At 67.9% G+C, this 22,315-nt stretch carries 16 protein-coding genes and 1 tRNA gene; 16 read left to right on the top strand and 1 reads right to left on the bottom strand.

Going from position 1 to position 22,315, the window contains the following annotated elements; translation table 11 throughout:
- From E4A48_RS09605 to E4A48_RS09555, 11 genes are all read left to right on the top strand, one after another.
- Nucleotides 1-2,499, top strand: a complete 2,499-nt coding sequence (locus tag E4A48_RS09605; protein WP_039006555.1) for a DNA internalization-related competence protein ComEC/Rec2 — start codon at nt 1-3, stop codon at nt 2,497-2,499.
- Entirely contained in the window at nt 2,393-3,070 is a 678-nt protein-coding gene (locus tag E4A48_RS09600) for a MotA/TolQ/ExbB proton channel family protein (protein WP_039006554.1), read from the top strand. The genes E4A48_RS09605 and E4A48_RS09600 overlap by 107 nt, the downstream gene beginning before the upstream one ends.
- Before the next feature lie 3 nt (nt 3,071-3,073).
- Nucleotides 3,074-3,496 carry an ExbD/TolR family protein gene (locus E4A48_RS09595; RefSeq protein ID WP_039006553.1) on the top strand — a complete coding sequence of 141 codons (423 nt, stop codon included), beginning with the start codon at nt 3,074-3,076 and terminating at the stop codon, nt 3,494-3,496.
- Nucleotides 3,493-5,241: a lipid A export permease/ATP-binding protein MsbA gene (gene msbA, locus E4A48_RS09590; protein WP_039006552.1), complete on the top strand. Its 1,749-nt coding sequence runs from the start codon at nt 3,493-3,495 to the stop codon at nt 5,239-5,241. The genes E4A48_RS09595 and msbA overlap by 4 nt, the downstream gene beginning before the upstream one ends.
- Entirely contained in the window at nt 5,241-6,275 is a 1,035-nt protein-coding gene (gene lpxK, locus E4A48_RS09585) for a tetraacyldisaccharide 4'-kinase (RefSeq protein WP_039006551.1), read from the top strand. The genes msbA and lpxK overlap by 1 nt, the downstream gene beginning before the upstream one ends.
- 715 nt (nt 6,276-6,990) lie before the next feature.
- The gene (kdsB, locus tag E4A48_RS09580; RefSeq protein WP_039009117.1) at nt 6,991-7,767 is read left to right on the top strand and encodes a 3-deoxy-manno-octulosonate cytidylyltransferase; all 777 of its coding nucleotides are present in this window, start codon (nt 6,991-6,993) and stop codon (nt 7,765-7,767) included.
- Complete coding sequence (locus E4A48_RS09575; protein ID WP_039006550.1) at nt 7,764-8,252, top strand: low molecular weight protein-tyrosine-phosphatase; 489 nt, start codon at nt 7,764-7,766, stop codon at nt 8,250-8,252. Before kdsB ends, E4A48_RS09575 begins: the two co-directional genes overlap by 4 nt.
- Nucleotides 8,249-9,670 carry a nhl repeat protein gene (locus tag E4A48_RS09570; RefSeq protein ID WP_039006549.1) on the top strand — a complete coding sequence of 474 codons (1,422 nt, stop codon included), beginning with the start codon at nt 8,249-8,251 and terminating at the stop codon, nt 9,668-9,670. Before E4A48_RS09575 ends, E4A48_RS09570 begins: the two co-directional genes overlap by 4 nt.
- A complete protein-coding gene (gene uvrC, locus E4A48_RS09565; RefSeq protein ID WP_058196910.1) occupies nt 9,667-11,523 on the top strand; it encodes an excinuclease ABC subunit UvrC in 1,857 nt (618 codons plus the stop codon). The genes E4A48_RS09570 and uvrC overlap by 4 nt, the downstream gene beginning before the upstream one ends.
- A 9-nt stretch (nt 11,524-11,532) precedes the next feature.
- A complete protein-coding gene (gene pgsA, locus E4A48_RS09560) occupies nt 11,533-12,168 on the top strand; it encodes a CDP-diacylglycerol--glycerol-3-phosphate 3-phosphatidyltransferase (protein WP_039006545.1) in 636 nt (211 codons plus the stop codon).
- Nucleotides 12,169-12,204: 36 nt separating this feature from the next.
- Nucleotides 12,205-12,280, top strand: a tRNA-Gly gene (locus E4A48_RS09555).
- A 171-nt stretch (nt 12,281-12,451) separates the two neighbouring features.
- Here the strand turns inward: E4A48_RS09555 and E4A48_RS20555 are convergent.
- Entirely contained in the window at nt 12,452-12,619 is a 168-nt protein-coding gene (locus E4A48_RS20555; protein WP_185910744.1) for a hypothetical protein, read from the bottom strand.
- A 326-nt stretch (nt 12,620-12,945) separates the two neighbouring features.
- On the opposite strand from E4A48_RS20555, the gene E4A48_RS09545 reads away from it, so the two are divergent.
- Genes E4A48_RS09545 through E4A48_RS09530 form a run of 5 tightly spaced genes read left to right on the top strand, consistent with a single transcriptional unit; the run spans nt 12,946 to nt 22,283 of the window.
- Nucleotides 12,946-15,189, top strand: a complete 2,244-nt coding sequence (locus E4A48_RS09545; RefSeq protein ID WP_142742327.1) for a type VI secretion system Vgr family protein — start codon at nt 12,946-12,948, stop codon at nt 15,187-15,189.
- Between the two features lie 22 nt (nt 15,190-15,211).
- On the top strand, nt 15,212-16,837 hold the full coding sequence (locus tag E4A48_RS09540) for a hypothetical protein (RefSeq protein ID WP_142742326.1): 1,626 nt from the start codon (nt 15,212-15,214) through the stop codon (nt 16,835-16,837).
- A complete protein-coding gene (locus tag E4A48_RS21035) occupies nt 16,834-16,962 on the top strand; it encodes a hypothetical protein (RefSeq protein WP_260608113.1) in 129 nt (42 codons plus the stop codon). The genes E4A48_RS09540 and E4A48_RS21035 overlap by 4 nt, the downstream gene beginning before the upstream one ends.
- Before the next feature lie 18 nt (nt 16,963-16,980).
- Entirely contained in the window at nt 16,981-21,642 is a 4,662-nt protein-coding gene (locus E4A48_RS09535; RefSeq protein WP_260608114.1) for an RHS repeat-associated core domain-containing protein, read from the top strand.
- The gene (locus E4A48_RS09530) at nt 21,630-22,283 is read left to right on the top strand and encodes a hypothetical protein (RefSeq protein WP_142742325.1); all 654 of its coding nucleotides are present in this window, start codon (nt 21,630-21,632) and stop codon (nt 22,281-22,283) included. The genes E4A48_RS09535 and E4A48_RS09530 overlap by 13 nt, the downstream gene beginning before the upstream one ends.
- The last annotated feature ends 32 nt before the right edge of the window (nt 22,284-22,315 follow it).

Genomic DNA, 22,315 nt, shown 5'->3' with positions numbered 1-22,315 from the left:
ATGCGTGCCGAGGCGATCGCCCCGTTCGGCATCGCCGTCGCCGCCGCGCTCGCCGCGGGCGTACTGGCGGCACTGTGGCTGCCGCGGCTGGCGCCGTGGCCGCTGTCGTTGCTGCTGTTGCTCGGCGGCAGCGCGGTGTGGATCGGCATGCCGCGCTTGCGCTGGCTGGGCGCTCTCGCGGTGGGCTTTGCTTGGCTGGGGCTGATCGCCGGCATGGTCCTGGCGCGGCAATTGCCCGCCGACTGGGAAAAGCGCGTGGCGACGCTACACGGGCAGGTGCTGGAACTGCCGCAGTCCGAGGCGCGGCGCACGCGTTTCATGTTCCGGGTGGACACCGACGCCACGCAGCCGGCGCCATTGCGCGGGCGCCTGCTGCAACTGGCCTGGTACGACGATTTCGGCGCGCACGCGCCTGGTCCGCGCACGGCATTGCACGCCGGCGCGCGCTGGCGCCTGAGCGTGCGCCTGCGCGCGCCGCGCGGGCTCAGCAATCCGGGCGGCTTCGACGCCGAAGCCTATGCGCTGGCGCAACGGATCAGCGCCAGCGGCTACGTGACCGCGGCGCACGAAGCCGCCGAACTGGCGCCTGGGCAGGGCATCGATGCCTGGCGCGAGGGGCTGTCGGCGCGGATTGCGGCCGCGGTGCCAAGCGCGTCGGCGCGTTACGTGCAGGCGCTGGCGCTCGGCGACACGCGCACGCTGGACGATCGCGACTGGCGCATCCTGCGCGCCGCCGGCCTGACCCATCTGATCGCCATTTCCGGCTTCCATGTCGGCCTGGTCGCCGGTGCGTTCGCACTGCTCGCCGGCGGTCTGTGGCGGCTGTGGCCGCGGCTGGGGCGCTATTGGCCGCGCCATCAGGCCGCCGCGTTGCTGGCGGTGCTCGGCGCCGGCGGCTACACCCTGCTGTCGGGCATGGCGCTGCCCACCGTGCGGACCGCACTGATGATCGCGGTCGTCGTGGTCGCGCGGCTGTGGCGGCGCCCGGTGCGGGTGGTCGATGCGCTGGCGCTGGCCGCGATCGTCATGCTGGCCTTAAACCCGCTGGCGGTGCTGTCCGCCGGCTTCTGGCTGAGCTTCCTCGGCGTGGCCTGGCTGGCCTGGTGCATGCCGGCGGCCGGCAGCGGCTGGCGCGGCAAGCTGCGCGAGTTCCTGTCGGCGCAGGGCGTGGCCACGCTGGGCTTGTTGCCGCTGAGCACGATGCTGTTCGGCCAGGCATCGGCCGTCGGTCCGCTCGCCAACCTGCTGGCGATTCCGTGGTGGAGCCTGGTGGTAGTGCCGCTGGCGCTGCTCGGCACCGCGCTGGAGGCGCTGCATGCCGGCGCCGGCGTTTGGGCATGGCGTGCGGCGGCGGCGTGCTTCGACCTGACTTGGCCGCTGTTCGCCGCGCTCGGCGAAAGCCGTTTCGCGCTGTGGTGGCTGCCGGAAGCACGCGACTGGGCGTTGCCGCTGGCGCTGCTGGGCGCGTTCTGGCTGCTGCTGCCGCGCGCGGTGCCGGGCAAGCCGCTGGCGGCGCTGCTGTGGCTGCCGCTGTTCTGGCCGCCGCTGGAGCGGCCGGCCGCGGGCGAGGTGGAACTGGTGATGATCGATGTCGGCCAGGGATTGTCGGTGCTGGTGCTCACCGCGCAGCACCAGTTGCTGTACGACGCCGGCCCGGCGATCAAGGACGGCTATGACGCCGGCGAGCGCGCGGTGGTGCCGGCGCTGCACGCGCTCGGCGTGTCGCGGCTGGACCGCACCGTGATCAGCCACGGCGACAACGACCATGCCGGCGGGTTCGAGGCGGTGCGCGCGGCGCTCCCGGTCGGCCTGGCCGAGGCGCCGGCCGGCGCGCCGGTGCGGGTGGACCGGCCGTGCCTGGCCGGCACCGCCTGGGAATGGGATGGAGTGCGTTTTCGCTTCCTGCATCCGGCGCCAGGCTTTCCCTATCTCGACAACGAGTCGAGCTGCGTGCTGCGGGTGGAAAGCGCGCATGGCGCGATGCTGCTCACCGGCGACATCGGCGAGGTGGTCGAGAGCCGCCTGCTGCGCCAGGCGCCGCAGGACCTGCGCGCCGAGGTGGTGCTGGCGCCGCATCACGGCAGCGCGCATTCCTCGCAGGCGGCCTTCGTCGCCGCCACCGGCGCGCGCCTGGTGCTGATCTCGGCGGGCGAGGGCAACCGCTTCGGCCATCCGCGGCCGGCGGTGGTGGCCCGCTGGCAGGCGTCCGGCGCCGAGGTCGCGACCACGCCGCAGGCCGGCGCGCTGCGCGTGTGGCTGGGACGCGCCGGCCTGCAACTGCGCGAACGGCGGCCGTGGCGGGCGCGGCTGTGGGATGCCGCGGAGCGGGCACGGGCGGCTGCTATCCTATCGGCCGGTGAACGAACGGCAGAACGTGCCGGAGGGTTGCGACGTGTGGGAACTGGTCAAGGCCGGTGGCTGGCCGATGGTGCCGTTGCTGCTGTTGGGCGTGGTCGCGCTGGCGATCGTGCTGGAGCGGTTCTGGAGCCTGCGCCGTAGCGAAGTGCTGCCGCCGGGGCTGGGCCAGGAAGTGCGCAACTGGGCCACCCGCGGCAAGCTCGACCCCACCCACATCGAGTCGCTGCGACGCAATTCGGCGCTGGGCGAGCTGCTCGCCGCCGGCCTGGACGTGCGCAACCGGCCGCGCGCGATCGTCCGCGAACGCATCGAGGACACCGGCCGCCACGTCGTGCATCGCATGGAGCGGTTCCTGAACGCGTTGGGCACGGTGGCCTCGGCCGGGCCGCTGCTTGGCCTGCTCGGCACCGTGGTCGGCATGATCCAGATGTTCCTGGGCATCCTCGACCATGGCGTCGGCGACGTGAACCAGCTCGCTGGCGGCATCGGCAAGGCCCTGGTGTGCACCGCCACCGGCATGATCATCGCGGTGCCGGCACTGGTCTTCCATCGCTATTTCAAGGGCCGCATCGCCGGCTACATCATCGAGATGGAGCGCGAAGCCACCGCCTTGAGCGATGTCCTCGACGGCCATGGCCGCGACGGCGCGCCGACCCCGGCCGCGGCACGCCCGGCTTCGCGCAGCGGTGCCGCTGCGCAGGCCAAGGGCTGACCGGTGCGGATCCGCGACGACCGCATCCAGGACGAGCCGCAGATCGACCTGGTGCCCCTGATCGACGTCATTCTTGTCCTGATCATCTTCTTCGTAGTGACCACCACCTTCGACGCCCGTTCCACGTTGCAGCTGCAGCTCCCCAACGCCAGCGACCAACACAATCCGGCGCCGCCGCGCGCACTGAGCGTGCTGGTCAACGCTGACGGGCATTACTTCGTCAACGACCAGGAAGTGCTGCGCACCGACGTGGCGTCGGTCAAGCGCAGCATCGTCCAGGTCGCCGGCGACGACCGCACGCAGCCGGTGCTGCTGCGTGCCGATGCGCGCACTCCCTACCAGGCCGTGGTCACCGCGCAGGACGCGCTGGGCCAGCTCGGCTTCCGCCGCATCGCCATCGCCACCGCGCCGGAAGTCAAGCGGTGAGTGCGACGTCGGCACCGGTCTGGCCGATCTACCGTCGGCTGCTCGGCTATACCCACGCCTATTGGGCGATGCTGACGGCGGCGGTGGTGGCAATGGTGATCGAGGCCACCGCCGGCTATTTCTTCACCCGGCTGATGGATCCGCTGGTCAACCGCGGCTTCGTCAACCCCGAGGCGCGCATGGCGGTACTGCTGCCGCTGGCGATCCTGGGCCTGTTCCTGATGCGCAGCGTCGCCACCTTCGTCGGCGACTACTGCATGGCCCGCACCGGGCGCAGCGTGGTGCGCGACCTGCGCGAGCAGGTGCTGGCCAAGTACCTGCACCTGCCGTCCTCGCACTTCGACGTGGAGGCCACGCCGGTGATGGTCAGCCGCCTGAACTTCGATACCGAACAGGTCACCCAGGCCGCCTCCGATGCATTGAAGACGCTGGTGGCCGATACCCTGACCATCATCGGCATGCTGATCGTGATGCTGCAGATGAGCGTCAAGGTGACCTTGGCGCTGCTGGTGGTGGCGCCGCTCATTGGGGTCATCGTGTCCTATGTCGGCAAGCGCTACCGCAAGATCAGCCGCGGCATCCAGGACGGCATGGGCTCGATGGCGCAGCGTGCCGAGCAGTCGCTGGGGGCGCAGCAGGAAGTGAAGGTGCACGGCACCCAGACGCTGGAAATCAGCTATTACGCGGCGCTGGCCAACCGCATGCTGGGCCTGAACATGAAGGTCGAGACCACCCGCGCGCTGGCCTCGAGCATGGTCCAGTTCCTGGCCGCGGTGGCGCTGGCGGCGATCGTCTGGGTCGCCACCCGCGAGGCGCTGGCCGGGCGCCTCAACGCCGGCCAGTTCATGGCGCTGATGACCTCGATGATGGCGATCATCCCGTCGCTGCGCCGGCTGACCAGCGTGCAGACCTCGATCTCGCGCGGCGTGGCCGCGGCCGAGCGGCTGTTCTCGATCCTGGACACGCCGGAAGAACGCGACAGCGGCAGCGTGTCGGTGCAGCGCGTGCGCGGCGAACTGGCGTTCGATCAGGTGATGCTGCGCTACCACCAGGACGGCGGCCTGGCCCTGGACGACATCAGCTTCACGGCCAAGCCGGGCACGGTCACCGCCATCGTCGGTCGTTCCGGCAGCGGCAAGACCAGCCTGGTGCGGCTGGTGCCGCGCTTCTACGAACCCAGCGGCGGCAGCATCACGCTGGACGGGGTGCCGCTGCACGACTACCGCCTGCACGACCTGCGCCGGCAGATCGCATTGGTCGGGCAGCGGGTGATGCTGTTCGACGACACCATCGCCGCCAACATCGCCTACGGCACGCGGGCCAGCGACGCGCAGATCCGCGCCGCGGCCGAGGCGGCCAATGCCTGGGAATTCATCGAACGGTTGCCGCTGCAGCTGCGCACCCAGGTCGGCGAGAACGGTGCGCTGTTGTCCGGCGGCCAGCGCCAGCGCCTGGCGATCGCCCGCGCGATCCTGCGCGACGCGCCGATCCTGATCCTCGACGAAGCCACCGCCGCGCTGGACAACGAATCCGAGCGCCTGGTGCAGGACGCGCTGCACCGGCTGATGCCGGAGCGCACCACGCTGGTCATCGCGCACCGCCTGTCCACCATCGAACATGCCGACCAGGTGCTGGTGATGGATCACGGCCGCATCGTCGAGCGCGGCACCCATCACGCGCTGCTCGCCCAGGGCGGCCTGTATGCCCACCTGCACAGCATGCAGTTCCGCGAAAGGCAGCCCTGATGAGCGGTCGCGGGCCACACACGCCTGGCTTCTGGTATGGCCAGGGCACGCCGCCGCTGTACGCGCAGCTGCTGACCCCGCTGTACGCGGCGGCCATTGGCCTGCGCCGTGCGCTGTACCGGCGCGGCTGGCGCAAGCGCCACAGCATCGCGGTGCCGGTGGTGGTGGTCGGTAACCTTACCGCCGGCGGCACCGGCAAGACTCCGCTGACCATCGCCCTGGTGCGCAAGCTGCAGGACGCCGGCTGGAAACCGGGCGTGGCCACCCGCGGCTATGGCCGCAGTCAGGACCAGGTCGCGCGCTGGATCGAGCCTGGCACCACGCCCGAACTCGGTGGCGACGAGCCGGTGCTGATCGCACACAAGACCGGCGTGCCGGTGCGGGTGGACCGCGACCGCGTCGCCGCCGCACGCGCGCTGCTGCAGGCCGGCTGCGACATCGTGGTCTGCGACGACGGCCTGCAGCACTATCGGCTGCAGCGCGACATCGAGATCGAAGTGGTCGACGCCCATCGCCGCTACGGCAATGGCCGCCTGCTGCCGGCCGGGCCGCTGCGCGAGCCGGTGGCGCGCGGCCGCGAATGCGATTTCCGGGTCATCAACCTTGGCCAGGCCAGCGATGTCGGCGAAGTTCAGGCCGGTTTCGGCGAGTGGGCGATGCGCCTGCGCATCGACAGCGCGCAACCGCTGCAGGGCGGCCGCGCGCGCGCCCTGCGCGGCTTCGCCGGGCAGCGCGTGCATGCCGTCGCCGGCATCGCCCATCCGCAGCGCTTCTTCGACATGCTGCGCGCGCACGGCATCGGCGTGGTGCCGCACGCGTTTCCCGACCATCACCGCTACCGCGCCGCCGACCTGTCGTTCGGCAGCGAACTGCCGGTGCTGATGACCGAGAAGGACGCGGTCAAGTGTGCGTCGCTGGTCAACGACTGGTGCTTCAGCGTGCCGCTGCTGGCCGAGTTGCCGGCAGCGTTCTGGATCGGCCTGCTCGACCGACTGGACAAGCTGCGCGGGCGCAGCGGCGACGCCATCGAATAGCGGTTCGCAAACAGCGCATCCGTGACCTTTGCAGGCACGTACCACGGCAGGCCAATCATTTAGGAGCAACTGTCTTCAGTCGCGACGAGCGCAGTGGTGAATGTTCCGAACCTGCATGTAGTCGGGACTGAAGTCCCTCCCACAAGAGGCCTCGCCGCTTCGCGGCGCCGGTGGAATCCTTGTGGGAGCGACTTCAGTCGCGACGAATGCAGCGGCGGGCCTTCCGACTTCGGAAGTTGTCGCGGCTGAAACCACTCTTACAGCGCACCAGTAGGCTATCCGCAGGCCGTGTAGGACTTCAGTCGCGACAGGTTTTACCGGTAACGCCCGTCGCGACGGAAGTCGCTCCCACACGGTCCCGCGCTGGCTGCGGTGCCGGGTCGAAATGGCGTAGACCGGCCACGGGAAGGCGTTGTGCGCGTTTGTGCTGCCATCGCGGACCAGCCGTCGCCGACGCTGCAGACGCGTTCGCCCAAGCAGAGCAAGGGCAGAGCGCGATCGGTAGGGTCTATAGAATGGCAGCAATGGCGAGCGCCACGCGCTCGGCGGCGGCTGGCGTGCCTGGCTGCAGCGAACCGGCTGCCGCCGCCGAGCCTTCGAAGACGCGTTGCCCCCATCGACCACGGAGAAGACCATCCATGTTTGGATCCCACGCATTCCAGCATTCAGCCGCCGCCGCCGCCGCCGCCGCCGGCGCACGCCGCGCATGAGCGCCATGCACGCGCCGCCGCCGCCGTTCGTGGTCGCCATTCCGGCGCGCTACGCCGCTTCGCGCCTGCCCGGCAAGCCGCTGCGCCTGCTCGGCGGCGAACCGCTGGTACGGCATGTGGCGCGCCGTGCGCTCGGCGCCGGTGCGCAGCAGGTGTGGGTGGCCGCGGACGATCCGCGCATCGCCGCGGCGGTGGCCGATCTGGAAGGCGTGCACGTGGTGCTGACCTCGGCGGCGCACGTCTCCGGCACCGATCGCCTGGCCGAATGCGCCGACCTCGCCGGCTGGGACGACGCCACCCTGGTGGTCAACCTGCAGGGCGACGAACCGTTCGCGCCGGCCGCCGGCATCGTCGTGGTGGCGCAGGCGCTGGCCGCCAGCGGCGCGGAGATGGCGACGCTGGGCACGCCGGTGGAATCGGCCGAGAGCCTGTTCGATCCGAACGTGGTCAAGCTGGTGCGCAACGCACAGGGCGATGCGCTGTATTTCAGCCGCGCGCCGATCCCCTGGCACCGCGACGCGTTCGCCGCCTCGCGCGCACGGCTGCCGCCAGGCCCGTGGCTGCGCCATATCGGCATCTACGCCTACCGCGCCGGGTTCTTGCGCCGTTTCGCGGCGATGCCGCCGGGCGGCCTGGAACAGCTGGAGGCGCTGGAGCAGCTGCGGGTGCTGGAAGCCGGCTTCCGCATCGCGGTGGCGCTGTCGCCTGAGCCGTTCCCGCCCGGGGTGGACACGCCCGAGGACCTGGCCCGCGCCGAGGCGCACCTGCAGGCCCTGGCATGAAGCTGCTGCTGGTGTGCCTGGGCAACATCTGCCGCTCGCCCATGGCGGAGGGCGCGCTGCGCCATCACCTGCAGCGCTCGCCGCTGGCCGGCCGGGTGCAGGTGGATTCGGCCGGGACCGGCGACTGGCACAGCGGCGAGGCGCCGGACCGGCGCGCCATCGCCTGCGCCCGCGGCCATGGCGTGGACATCGCCGGGCTGCGCGCGCGCCAGCTGCAGGCCGCCGACTTCGCCGACTTCGACTGGATCCTGTGCGCCGACGCCAGCAACCTGCGCAATGTGCGCCAGCGCGCCCCGGCCGCCGCGCTGCAACGGGTGGCGCTGTGGCTGCCGTGGGCGGGCCTGGACGGGCGCCGCGAGATCCCCGATCCGTACACCGGCGGCAGCGATCACTTCGAGGACGTCTGGCGCCTTGTAGACGATGCCGCCGCCGGTAGCGTGGCGCGCCTGTCCGCCGACGGCGGCTCCGGCATAATCGGCCGATGAACGCGATCGCCGCCCTGGAACTGCCGCAGCCTGGCATCTGGCTCAACGCCGCGCCGACCACGTTGCGCGAGCAGCAGGGGCGCGCGCTGGTGCTGGCCTTCGTCAACGCCGCCTCGGTATGGTGCGCGCAGCGTCTGGGCGAACTGGCGCAGTGGCAGGCGCGCAATCCGGGGCGTTTGCAGCTGATCGTGGTGCAGGTGCCGCGTTTCGACAGCGAGCGCGAACCGCAGCGCGCGCTGAAACTGCTGCGCAGCCAGGGCGTATCGGCACCGATCCTGCTCGACGCCGACTGGGCCGCCTGGCAGCGTTTCGCCGTGCAGGCGTGGCCGACCCTGGTGCTACTCGATGCCGGCGGTTACGAGCGCGAGCGCCTGGTCGGGATCGGCGGCGCGGATCTGGAAAAGGCGCTCAACGCGCTGTGCGCCGGGCAATCGCTGCCGCTGGACGAGGAACTGCGCGATGCGCGCGAAACCCAGCCCGAGCCGCGCCTGCCGCTGCGCTTCCCGGTCGGCCTGGCGCTCGCCGACGATCGCCTGTACATCGCCGACAGCGGCCACCACCGCATTCTCGAATGCACCACCGGCGGCCGCGTGCTGCGCCAGTTCGGGCTGGGCACCGCCGATTTCATCGACGGCGGCATCGGCGAAGCGGCGTTCCACCGTCCGCGCGGGCTGGCGCTGGAGCGCGGTGTGCTGTATGTCGCCGACACCGGCAACCACGCGCTGCGCCGGATCAACCTGCTCAGCGGCCACGTCGATACCCTGTGCGGCAACGGCCGCGTCGGTGAACCGGTCGAAGGCCCGGTGCAGCACCCGCAGCAGGCGCCGCTGAACCACCCGCAGGACCTGGTGGTGGCCGACAACCAGGTGCACATCGCGATGGCCGGCGACAACCGCATCTGGAGTTACGAGCTCGGCAACCGCAGCCTGCGCTGGCGCGCCGGCGCAGGCGCGCTGGAACTGCGCGACGGCAGCGGCCACCTGGCCGCGTTCGCGCAGCCGTGCAGCCTGGCCGCGGTGCAACAGGTGCTGTACGTGTGCGACGCGCTGGGGTCGGCGGTGCGTGCGCTGCAATTGCGCGGCGACCTGGTGCAGACCCTGCTCGGTGGGCATGGGCCGTGGGACTTCGGCAACGAAGACGGCCCGCGCAGCCGCGCGCGGCTGCAGTTTCCGCAGGCGATCGCGCTAAGCCCGGATGCGCCGCTGCTGTGGATCGCCGACAGCGGCAACGGCAGCCTGCGCAGCCTGCGCCTGGGCGGCGGCGAACTGTCGACCACGCCCTTGCCGCGGCGCCTGCATGGCCCGGCCGGGCTGGCGGTGAGCGCCGGCACGGTGTGGATCGCCGAGGCCGATGCCCACGCGGTGTTGCGCTACGACATCGCCAGCGGCGAACTGAGCGACGTGCCGATCAGCGAATGACCGCATCCGCACTGCCCCCGTTCGACGGCAAGGCCTTCGCCGCCAACCTCAGCACCGCGCCCGGCGTGTACCGCATGTACGCGGCCGACGACACCTTGCTCTACGTCGGCAAGGCCGGCGCGCTGCGCAAGCGCGTGTCCAGCTATTTCAGCGCCTCGCCGAAGAACGCGCGGACCATGGCGATGCTGGCCCAGGTCGCACGCATGGACGTCACCGTGACCCGCAGCGAAGGCGAGGCGCTGCTGCTGGAAAACCAGCTGATCAAGTCGCTGGCGCCGCGCTACAACGTGTCGCTGCGCGACGACAAGAGCTATCCCTACGTGCTGCTGACCCGCGAGGAGTGGCCGCGGATCGCGCTGCACCGCGGCCCGCGCGCGGTGCTCGGGCGCTACTTCGGCCCGTATCCCGGCGTCACTGCCGTGCGCGAGACGCTGAACCTGATGCACAAGCTGTTCAAGCTGCGCAGCTGCGAGGACAGCGTGTTCCGCAACCGCTCGCGGCCGTGCCTGCAGTACCAGATCGGCCGCTGCAGCGCGCCGTGCGTGGCGTTGGTGGCGGCCGACGACTACGCCGAATCGGTGCGCCGCGCGACGATGTTCCTGGACGGGCGCAGCGACCAGCTCGGCGAGGAACTGGTGCAGGCGATGCAGGCCGCCAGCGAACAGCTTGAGTTCGAACGCGCTGCGCGCCTGCGCGACCTGCTCGGCTCGCTGCGCAGCATGCAGAGCCGGCAATACGTGGACGGCCGCGCCGCCGACCTGGACGTGCTCGCCTGCGCGATGCAGGGCGCCAACGCCTGCGTGCTGCTGCTGGCGTTCCGCGACGGCCGCAATCTCGGCACCCGCGCGTTCTTCCCCAAGACCAACGGCGAGGACAGCGCCGCCGAAGTGCTCGGCGCGTTCGTGTCGCAGTACTACGCCGAACAGCCGCCGCCGCGCGAGGTGCTGCTGGACCGTGAGATCCCCGACGCCGAGCTGATCGAAGCGGCGCTGGGTTCGGCCGCCGAGCGCAAGGTGCAATTGCGCTGGAACGTGCGCGGCGAGCGCGCCGGCTACCTGGAGCTGGCCAGCCGCAACGCGCAGGCCACGCTGGCCACCGAACTCACCAGCCGCAACGCGCAGCACGCGCGCAGCGAGGCCTTGCGCGAGATGCTGGGGCTGGCCGAGCCGGTCCGGCGCGCGGAGTGCTTCGACATCAGCCACACCATGGGCGAGGCCACCGTGGCCTCGTGCGTGGTGTTCGACGCCAGCGGCCCGGTGCGCAGCCAGTACCGGCGCTACAACATCAGCGGCATCGAGCCGGGCGACGACTACGCGGCGATGCGCCAGGCGATCGAACGCCGTTTCCGCCGCGCCGCGGAGGGCGACAAGGCCGACGTGGTGCTGCCCGACGTGTTGCTGATCGACGGCGGCGCCGGCCAGCTGGCGCAGGCCAACGCCGCGCTCGCCGACCTGGGCGTGGACGGCATCCTGGTGATCGGCGTGGCCAAGGGCGCCGAACGCCGCGCCGGCCACGAGACCCTGGTGATGCCGGACGGGCGCGAACTGCGCCCCGGCGCGGCCTCGCCGGCGCTGCAGTTCATTCAGCAGGTACGTGACGAGGCGCACCGTTTCGCGATCACCGGCCACCGCGGGCGGCGCCAGAAAGCGCGCATGACCAGCAAGCTGGAAGACATCGCCGGCATCGGTCCGCGCCGCCGCGCCAGCCTGTTGAAGCATTTCGGCGGGCTGGCCGGGCTCAAGGCCGCCGGCGAAGCGGAGATCGCGCGCGTGGAAGGCATCAACGACGCACTCGCCGCGCGAATCTACGCTAACCTGCACGGACTGCCGGTGCCCGATCCGGCAGGCGAGTAGAGCAGTGCAATGAAGTTGACCATCCCCACCTGGCTGACGCTGCTGCGCATCGTGATGATTCCGGTGTTGGTGCTGGTGTTCTACCTCCCGTACAAGTGGACGAATTTCGCCTCGGCGACGATCTTCGGCCTGGCCGCGTTCACCGACTGGCTTGACGGCTGGGTGGCGCGGCGCTACCACCAATATTCGGCGTTCGGCGCGTTCCTGGACCCGGTGGCCGACAAGCTGATGGTCGCGGTGGCGCTGTTCCTGATCGTGCAGGGCCACCCGACGCCGTGGATGGCGTTCTGGGCGGCGGTGATCGTCGGCCGCGAGATCGCGGTGTCGGCGCTGCGCGAGTGGATGGCCGAGATCGGCCAGCGCGCCAAGGTGCGGGTGGCGATGATCGGCAAGGTCAAGACCACCGCACAGATGGTCGCGCTGCTGTGCCTGCTGTACTCGGTGATGCCCGACGGTTCGCCGCCGGAGAGCGTGTGGATGGGCCTGTTCATCTTCCACATCGGCGACTGGACGCTGGCGATCGCCTCGATCCTGACCCTGCTGTCCGGCATCCAGTACCTGCATGCGGCCTGGCCGAGCCTGCGCGCCGACGAGCGCGCCGCGGTGGCGGACAAGAATGCGAAGAAAATCGAAGGCAATGGTTGACAGCCTGCCGGTTCCCGGTAGAATTCGCGGCCTCAAGCGGGAATAGCTCAGTTGGTAGAGCGCAACCTTGCCAAGGTTGAGGTCGCGAGTTCGAGTCTCGTTTCCCGCTCCATATTTTGATCTACAGACTTCCACTTGCGTTTGTGATTCGTTGAAAACAGGAGCTTCGGCTCCTTTTTTCATTCCAGCAAACGCCACGGACATCTACCGAAAGCCAGCGTTTTTGAGGCCCAGATTGAGGCCAAAGAAGATGGACGGTGCCGGTTCCCGATCGTTGCTGGGGTTAGGTCAGGATGACCAGCAGCATCGAGCCATAAGTAGTGGCTAACAAAACCATGGAAGCCGCCGTACACAGATGACGCAGTAGGAACATGCGGATGACCGGATTGGTGGCTATAGGGAATGTCACCATCACGCACCGCCAGGGCATCCCGCTGATCTTCTGCGTCACCGGGGCCAATCACTTTCTTTAGCGCATCCGCTGCACAGATGCGTAGACGTGTCGTTAAACAGCTTGCACAACTCTTAATACTTTCATTTTTGCGGCCCGGCATCGCGTTCTTCCGGCAAAAATGCTGGCGCCTGCATGCGCGATCAGGCAAAGTCCGGGTGTTCGTCGCGCGGCCCGTGGTCGCTCGCATTTCGCAGCGAGGGGCGCGCTGCCTGCCTGTTGCGGCGATCGACGCGGCTGCAAGTCAGTGAAGCGAGAGTTATGGAGATTGGCGAGCGGCGCCGTATTGGCTAAGTTCGCGATGGAGAACGGATCAGGAGAGATGCGTGCACGCCGAAATGATATCCAGTGGAGTTGCCGCGCTACGTCTGAACCAGGATCGGCGCCTGATCCGGGTTACCACAGCGCTGGATCCTGACACCTTCATCGTCAAATGCTTCGAAGGCACGGAAACGGTATCGGCGCCCTATGCGTTCGCCGTCGACCTGCTGTCCGCGCAGCGGCGCCTGGAATTGAAGCAACTGGTCGGCCAGCCGATCCAGCTCAGCCTGGGCGACGAGTTCGACGACCGTGTCGTGCACGGTTACGTCAAGGAGTTCGCGCTGATCGGCGCCGAAAGCGAATTGGCCGCGTATCGCGCCGAGGTCGCCCCGTGGTTCGCGTTTTTGCAGTACACCAGCAATTGCCGCATCTTCCAGGATCTGAGCGTGCTGGAGATCGTCGAGCAGGTGTTCGGCGAATACCCCCAACTGGCCGATTACAAGTACGAGTTGAATGCCGGCAACTTCCCCAAGCTGCCGTACTGCGTGCAGTACAACGAATCGGATTTCACCTTCGTCTCGCGCCTGCTGGAGGACGCCGGCATCTACTACACGTTCGTGCACGCCGAGGGCGCGCACACGATGGTGCTGGCCGACGATTCCACCGCCTCCACGGCACTGGGCGAGCCGGCGCCTGTGGCGTTCGTGTCCGACCAGGGCGTGCTGCGGACGCCCGGCTTGCACAGTTGGTCGGCGCGGCGCCGGGTCGGCCCCACCGCGCATGCGGTGAGTAGCTTCGATTTCAAGCAGCCGCGTACTGCGCTGTCGGCCAGCACGGCGCGGTCGATCCCGGTCGGCGCGCTCCCCGAACTGGAGCGCTACCACTACGACGGCGCGGCGCGTTTCGCCGACAGCCGCGTCGGCGAGGCATTGGCGGCGATCCGTAGCGAGGAAGCGGCGTGGCCCACCAAATTGTTCGAAGGCGCCGGCAACAGTACCGAGCTGCAGGCCGGGGGGTGTTTCACCCTTGAACGGCATCCGGATTTCATCGGCCGCAGCGAGGACGACCGACAGTTCTTCGTCGTGCAGCTGCATCGCGAAGGCCGCAACAACTTCTCCAGCGACTACAGCCAGGCCGAAGCGCCGACCTATCGTTGCAGCGCCACCGCGCTGCGGCGCAAGATCCCGTACCGGCCGCTGCGCGACACGCCGCAGCAGCGCATGCCCGGCCCGCAGACCGCCACCGTGGTCGGGCCGCCGGGCGAGGAGTTGTACGCCGACCGCTACGGGCGAGTGAAGGTGCAGTTCCACTGGGACCGCAAGGGCCAGTTTCGCGAGAACAGCTCGTGCTGGATCCGTAGCGCCAGTCCGTGGGCCGGCGCCGATATGGGCGGCGTGTCGCCGCCGCGTGTGGGCCAGGAGGTGGTGGTGGATTTCCTCGATGGCGATCCGGACCGGCCGATCATCACCGGCCGCGTGTTCAACGAAGACAACATGCCGCCGTTCGGCATGGAGGTCAGCGGCCTGAAGTCCAAGACGGTCAAAGGCGGCGGCTACAACGAAATGACCATGCACGACACCGCCGGCGGCGAGCTGTTGAACATGCGCGCGCAGCGCGACATGGTCACCACCGTGCTCAACGACCAGAACGCGACGGTGAAGAACAACAAGAGCACCAGCGTGGCGGTCGACCACCGCATGGACGTGGGGTCCAACCAGAGCATCAGCGTCGGCGCCAACCGCGGCATCACCGTGACCGGCAACGACACGCTGGGCGTCACCGGCACGCGCAGCACCAGCGTCACCGGCGCGGTCACCGAAACCTACCAGGCCGGCGAGACCAAGACCATCGCCGCGGCCGGCTACACTGAGACCATCACCGGCAATTTCGTCACCACCCTGACCGGCAACTACACCAGCCAGCGCACCGGCGCGTGGAAGGAGACCGTCACCCAGACCTCGCTGCGCCAGGTGATCGGCAAGGTCACCGAGCAGCTGAGCGCCGGGCGCGAGGTCAGCATCACCGGCCTGGACAAACGCAGTGTGCAGGGCGCAGTGGAGGACACCAACGTCGGCGCGCGCACGGTCAGCGTCCAAGGCGACATGGAGCAGGGCATCACCGGCACCCACACGTTGATGGCCAACGGCAACATGACCCTGGCCTCGGGCAGCAACCTCACCGCGACGGTGGGCGGCGCGGCGATCGAGATCCTCGGCGAGAAGATCACCATTTCCGCCGGCGGTTCGGTGATCGTCATCGACGGCTCCGGGGTGTCGGTCAACGGCTCGGAAATCAAGCTGAACTGCTGAAGCCTGGGAGGGCACCCGAAGCGTGAGCAAGAATCCGGTCGAACGACGTATCGAGCTGCTTGGCGATGCGTGGATGCAGGCCAGCGAGGACCCGGCGCTGCGCCTGTTGGTGTGGCGTGTGCCGGCCAACGCCGCGCGCCTGCTGGCCGCCTTCTTCGAGGCGCAGAAACATCCCGGCGACTGGAACGCGCCGGATTACTTCCTGCGCCTGGATACGCCGTTCGACACCGGCTTCGGCTACAGCCGCGCGCTGAAGCAGGCGCTGCACGCCAGCTACCTCGGCAGCCAGAGCGCGCTGCGCGAGCAGGGCGTGGAACTGGGCTGGCCTGGCCCGGGACCCTCGCACCCGGACAGCGCGCTGGGCGTGGCTGAGGTTCTGGATTCCTTCGCCGCCTACCACCAGGTGCATCTGCGCTATCTGGCGGTGGTGCTGGAACCGGAGCGGACCACCTCCGCCGATGCATTCGCGCGCTGGATGGACGCGGCGCTGGCGGCGCCGCCGTCGCCAGCGCTCCGCCTGGTGCTGGTGGACACCCACGAGGATCCGCGCTGGCAGCCGCTGCTGGAGCGGCACGCGGCGATCGCGCGGCGCATCGAGCCGCCGCTGGACATGTTCGACATCGCGCGCGAAACCGCGGCGCAGTCGGGCGGCGCGGGGCCTGCGGTGGCCTACCGGCAGATGCTCAGCGACCTGATGACGGTGCTCGCGCGCGGCAGCGCGACGCAGCTGGCGCAGCGTGTCGAGCGGCCATTGGCGCTGGCCCAGCGGCACGGTTGGCCCGACCAGCAGGTGGTGCTGAACATGATGCTGGCCGGCGGCTGGCTGAAGGAAAAGCAGTATCCGCAGGCCATCGCCAGCTATCGGCAGGCGCGCGAGTGCGGCCTGCAGGCCCTGGCCGTGCAGCACCCTGCCGCGCGCGACCTGGTGATGCAGAGCTGGTACGGCGAGGCCGGCACCTGGTTCGTCGCCGGCCAGCCCGGCCGTGCCGCCGAAACCTACGTCGCCGCGGCCAAGGCCGCCGCCGAGATCCCCAACCCGATGTTCGTGATCGAAGGCTATCGCATGGCCGCGTTCTGCCTGGCCCAGGACGGTCAACGCGAGGCCGCGCGCGCGCATGGGTTGGAGGCGATCCGTGCGGCCAAGCCGTTGCCGCCCGCGGACCGCCGCACCACCACCTTGCCGCAAACGCTGCAGGATCTGCTGCTGCTACAGGACAGGCCGCGCGCGCAGAAGCTTGAGCAGTGCGCCGCGTCGTATCTACAAGCGGTGGCCGCGCTGCACGCGCAGGCCGAGGCGCAGGCCGCGCAGCTCGGGCCGCGCCCGGACAGCGCGCAACTGGATCGCATCGAGGCCGCGCTGCATGCCGGTTTCGAACAGGTTTTCCATCGCGTCGCGCAGGAGCGCGAACGCCTGATCCAGGGCGGCGACGCGTTCTTCCGCAAGGTGGTGGCGGTGGGGCGCGACTTCCTGCATCCGACCTGGAACGGGCTGCCGGACATCCGCCATCCGCTGGACAACGAGATCCCCGCCTGGACCGAGCCGCCGGCGACGCAGCCGTTGCCCGATCCGTCCGCCCTGACCGGTTCCGCCGCCGCGTGCGACGCGCAGGCGCCGGGGCGTTCCGGACTGACCGAGGCCACCGCATGAGCGCGCGCAAACTGGCCGTGCTGGCTGTGTTCGCGGTGATCGGCATGGTCGCGGCGGCGTGGCTGGGCGTGGAGCATCGCGACGATGTGCGCGCGTTCCTGCGCGCGCTGGCCCGTGCACTGTAGCGACGAAGGAGCGTAGCGATGAGCACCGCCGCCAAGCATTTCGACCCGCAGCTGGGCATCGACATCCACATGTATCAGCTGCCGCCGTTTCCGCTGCCCACGCCGCATATCGGCATCGTGCTGGACCCGTTCGACTACCTACCGTTCCTCGGCGCCACGGTCACCGTCAACGGGGTCAAACGCGCCACCGCCGGCACCGGCGGGCTGGACATCCATATTCCGCTGGGCGCGTGGGCGCCGCAGCTGAGCCTGCCGATGGGGCCGCAGTACGACGGCGAAGAGATCTTCATGGGCAGCAAGACGGTGTCGGCCGACGGCGACCCGTTCTCGCGGCTGGCGGTACCGGTGCTGGACTGCAACCTGGCCGGGCTGATCCCGCCGTTCCGGATCAAGAAACTGAAGAAGCCGCTGCGTTCGCTGTGGCTGCCGACCGGCATCAATGTGGCCATCCCGAGCAACGTGCAAGTCGGCGGGCCACTGACCGTGTCGTGGATGACGCTGGGGTTGCATGCCGGCTTCGCCGCGCTGGGCGCGCTGCGCCGCTCCACGCTGGGCGTGCGGGCGGCGAAGGCGTTCAAGGGCCTGCGGCAGCATGTGTTCAAGCACATGGATTCGGGCTTCCTCAAGTGCAAGGTGCTGCGCGCCGAGCCGGTGGACATCCGCGACGGCAGCGTGTCGGTGCAACACGAGGACTTCGCGATCCCCGGGCGGCTGCCGCTGGCCTGGTCGCGCGGCTACGGCTCGGCGCGCGGCGAGGAGGCCGGCGCCTGCGGCCACGGCTGGCAGACGCCGGCCGACATCCGCCTGGAGATCGACGCCGACGGCGTGGTGCTGTTCCATGACGGCCACAGCGTGGCCGTGTTCCCGCAGCTGCCGGACGCCGACGGCGTCCCGGTCGTCGAGTTCGTCGACGGCGCGCGGCTGCTGCGCGAAGGCACCGACCTGCTGGTGCGGACCAAGTCCGACCTGCGCTACCGCTTCGCCTATGCGCCGGCGGCCGGCGTTGGCGTGCTGCCGCGCGCGCAAACCTTGCCGATCGCGCAGGTCGAGGACGCCTGCGGCAACCATTGGCGCTTCGAGCGCGGCGACGGCCACCTGGTGCGCATCGTCGAACGCGGCGTGGGCGGGCTGCAGGGCCGCTTCATCGAGGTGCAGTCGCGGCACGGCCGCATCGACCGCCTGCAACTGCACGATCCGGCCACCGGCCTGACCCATCCGCTGGTGGCCTATCGCTATGTGGAAGGCGACCTGGTCGCCGCCGAGGACGCGCTGGGCGTGCCGCGCACGTTCGCGTACCGCCAGCACCGCATGGTCCGGCATACCGATCGCATCGGCCTGTCGTTCCACTACGCCTACGACGCGCAGTGGCGGGTGGTGCACGCCTGGGGCGACGGCGGCCTGTACGACTACCGTTTCGCCTACGACGCCCTGCTGCGCGAGACCCAGGTGACCGACTCGCTGGGCCACGTGTCGCTGGTGAAGTTCGACGAGCACCGCCTGCCGCTGTGCGAGATCGATGCGTTGGACGGGGTCACCGTGTTCGAGTACGACGCGGTTGGCCGCACCGTGGCGGTCACCGACGCCGAGGGCCTGCGCACCGCGTTCGGCTACGACGCGCGCGGCAACCTGTTGCGCCTGCGCCGCGCCGACGGCAGCACGCTGCACCAGGTCTACGACGAGGACGACCGGCTGCTGTCGGTCACCGACCCGGGCGGCCACGCCTGGCACCAGGTGCACGACGCGCGCGGGCTGCTGCAGTCGCAGACCGATCCGCTGGGCGCCACCACGCACTATGACTACGACGCGCAGGGGCTGCTGGTGGCGCAGCGCAACCCGCGCGGCGCGCAGACCGAGCTGGGCTACGACCGCTACGGCCTGCTGGCGTCGTTGCGCGACGCGCTGGGCCACGAGAGCCGCTACGCGCACGACGCGCTGGGGCGGCTGCACCGGCAGGTCGATCCGTTGGGCCAGGCCACGCACTACGACTACGACGCCAAGGGCCGGCTGCTGCGCGTGCGCTCGGCCGACGGCGGGCAGGTGCAGTGCGATTACGACGCCGAGGACCAGCTGGTGCGCTACGTGGACGAAGCCGGGGCGCAGACCCGGCTGCACTACGTAGGCATCGGCCAGATCGGCAAGCGCGTGCAGCCGGACGGGCACACGGTGGAATACCGCTACGACAGCGAAGAACAGCTGGTGGCGGTGATCAACCAGCGCGGCGAGGCGTACCGGCTGCGCCGCGACCCGCTGGGCCGCATCGTCGAGGAAACCGACTACTGGGGCCAGTCGCGGCACTACCAGTACGACGCCTGCGGGCGGCTGACCGCGACGATCGACCCGCTGGGCCAGCGCATCGGCTTCGCCACCGACGCGCTCGGGCGCATCGTCAAGAAGACCTTGCCGGACATACGCACGCCGGGCCAGCAGGTGCAGGAGCAGTTCGCCTACGACGCGCGCGGGCAGCTGGTGGAACTGCGCAACCGGCATCGCACCGCCACGCGCAGGTTCGACGCGCTGGGGCAGGTGCTGGAAGAAGTGCAGGACGGGTTCCGCGTCGGCTACGGCTACGACGCCGTGGGCAACCGCGTGCTGCGCGAGACCTCGGCGGGCAACCGGATCGCGTTCGGCTACGACCTGCGCGACCAGGTGGTCGAGGTGGCGATCAACGACGACGCGCCGATCGCCATCGAGCGCGACGCGCTGGGCCGCGCCACGCGCGAGCAGCTCAGCGCGCAGGTGCAGCGCCAGTTCCAGTACGACGGGCGCAGCCTACTGACCGCGCAGTCGGTCCTCAAAGACGCCGTGCCGCTGTTCGAAACCACGTACGACTACGACCGCGCCGGCAACCTGACCCACCGCCGCGACAGCGCGCAGGGCGTGGACGAATACCGCTACGACGTGCTGGGCCGGCTGCTGCAGCACACCGACCCGAAGGGCCGCATCGAGCGCTTCTTCAACGACCCGGCCGGCGACCGCCTGGCCACGCGCGTGCAGCAAGTGCAGCTGCGCAAGGTGGCCGGCGGCGACGACGACCAGCAGGTGCAGTGGACCCGTGAGGGCAGCTACGCCGGCGTGCACTACGTGTTCGACCGTGCCGGCGACCTGATCCGCAAGGGCAGCCCCAACGGCCCGGAACCGGACGACCTGGACCTGCTCTGGGACGCCAACCACCGCCTGGCCGAAAGCCGCAAGGCGGGCCAAACCACCCACTACGGCTACGACCCGCTGGGCCGGCGCGTGTTCAAGCGCAACCCGACCCACACCACCTGGTTCTACTGGGACGGCGACGCGCTGCTGGGCGAAGTGAAGCAGGCCCACGACGAACCGGACGCGGCGCCGGTGTGGATGGGCAATGTCGCGAACCTGATCGAGGCCAAGCGCCGTAAGGAGAAGCTCGCGAAGCTGCACGATCGCACGCGGGAATACGTGTATTACCCGGGCAGTTTTGTGCCGCTGGCGTTGATCGAGAAGGAACTCAAGCCGGCGGGGGCAGAGCTGGCGGATACGGAAAATCAAGTGAACAAAATGATAAAGAATGAGGCAGTCAAACCGGGGGAAAATTCGCTCATGCCTGCCGCGCCGGCAAAAGCGCTAGGCGTACTCGGTGGCACCGCATTACTGCGGGGCTCCGTACTATCAAACTTGAAGGCCAATGATAGCAAATCGCATGAGCCTGAATCAGGCGGCTTGGGCTGGCTCGGCGAAGTGGAATTAATAAAAAGTGAATCGTCGGTAACAGTATTTTCTTTATCAAGTCAGGAAAAAGAACTTGGGGATACGGCTACTCGACCACATCCCGCGGAATTAATATCGGGGATGGGGTCGCAAAATGAAACTAGAGAAATAGCCGCTCCCAGCAAAAAATATAGTTTGCCCGACGCCCACCCCTTTGCGGAGCGTTCATTGCCGGCCTTGCCAAAAGAATTGCGTCCAATTGTATATCACTATCACGTAGACCCAAACGGATGTCCTGCGCGGCTGTCTGCGGCCTCCGGGGACTTGGTTTGGTCGGTGGTATATAACGCTTGGGGAGAGGTGAGTGAATATTTGATATCCATTGCTGAAAATTGCCTGCGGTTTCAGGGGCAGTACTATGATTTTGAAACAGGGTTGCACTATAATCGATATCGATATTACGAAAGCGCTGCGGGCCAATACGTGTCCCGCGATCCAGTCGGGCTAGTTGGAGGTATGAACTGTCATTCGTACGTGCAAAATCCGTTTGCATGGATTGACCCGCTCGGGTTATGGGGCGAGCCAATGAACGGCGCGTCCGCGACAGTAACCGTTGGCGATATTTCACGGCGTGCTAGCAGTAGTAGCGCTGGGCATGCGGAGATAAATGCATTAAACTGGTTCTTGGATGAGGGAGGTGGTTTTGACGGTAAAAAGGTGGTAATCAGTGACGTGGTGGGTCACTTCAAAAGCGGCGAGCTACCCGTCGGAGTTTGTACGGGATGCCGAACTAACATATTCGACCTGTTGCAGCAAGGCAATGCTTCTAGCGTGGTAATTCCAAAGACTGTTGGAAATAGATTCGTTGGAAATATCGAGATTAATTCTTCTGATTTTGCTCGAGTTGGCCGTGAGATCAGAGGTGTTTATGATGGTGCGGGGACTAATAAGCAGAAGTCCGACAAAGCATGGAAAGTTCTGGAGGGTGTGCAGTGCAGAAAATAAAGAACCCAAAATTCTCGGTTCTTTCTTATGATTGGAGAAGTCCTAAGATGCGGGTTTCAGCAGAGCCTTCCCTATACCTTGACTTGGAGCGCTCCGAACTCGAATTGGATCAGAATCCGCTCGGTGACAGAATTCTTTGCCCTGTATCCGATTTAAAGTTTAACGCTAATTTCAGTGGTCTAGAGTTTTCTTCTTTTTGGAAGGGTGAGTCTGAGCAGTTTGACGTAAAAAGCTCATACCTCATAGATAAAGTGATCTATAGTGTAATCAATGAGCTTCTAACGATGCCCAGAGTGGCGAGGGTCGATTTTGGTGATATCTTTGAGTTCTCTTTTGGGAAAGGAAAATTTGTTTCGCTTAATATGATGCGATTATCAAAAGATGGGGTTGTTGAAAAGTCTGTAAGAATCGTAGAGAAGGAAGGTAGCGTATTCATGGTTATCCCAAGCCCTTGGAAACGGCTGGAGCTAAAGAAAATCACTGTCGCCGCAGATCGAATCAATCTAATCTCAGTTGATGATGGTGCATTTGAATATGATCTTTTCTTGCCTGAATGGATTTTTCGCTTTTTGCCGAGAGTTTTTTCATTTATTCCGGGTGCGGTGGATTCTGAAGGGCGCATATTTGGAAATTTAGAATGATTGAACAATCCAACACGCTCGCGCTGCGACGT

The organism is Xanthomonas translucens pv. cerealis (assembly GCF_006838285.1).
Classification (GTDB): domain Bacteria; phylum Pseudomonadota; class Gammaproteobacteria; order Xanthomonadales; family Xanthomonadaceae; genus Xanthomonas_A; species Xanthomonas_A cerealis.
This window is presented reverse-complemented; position numbering and strand designations above follow the sequence as displayed.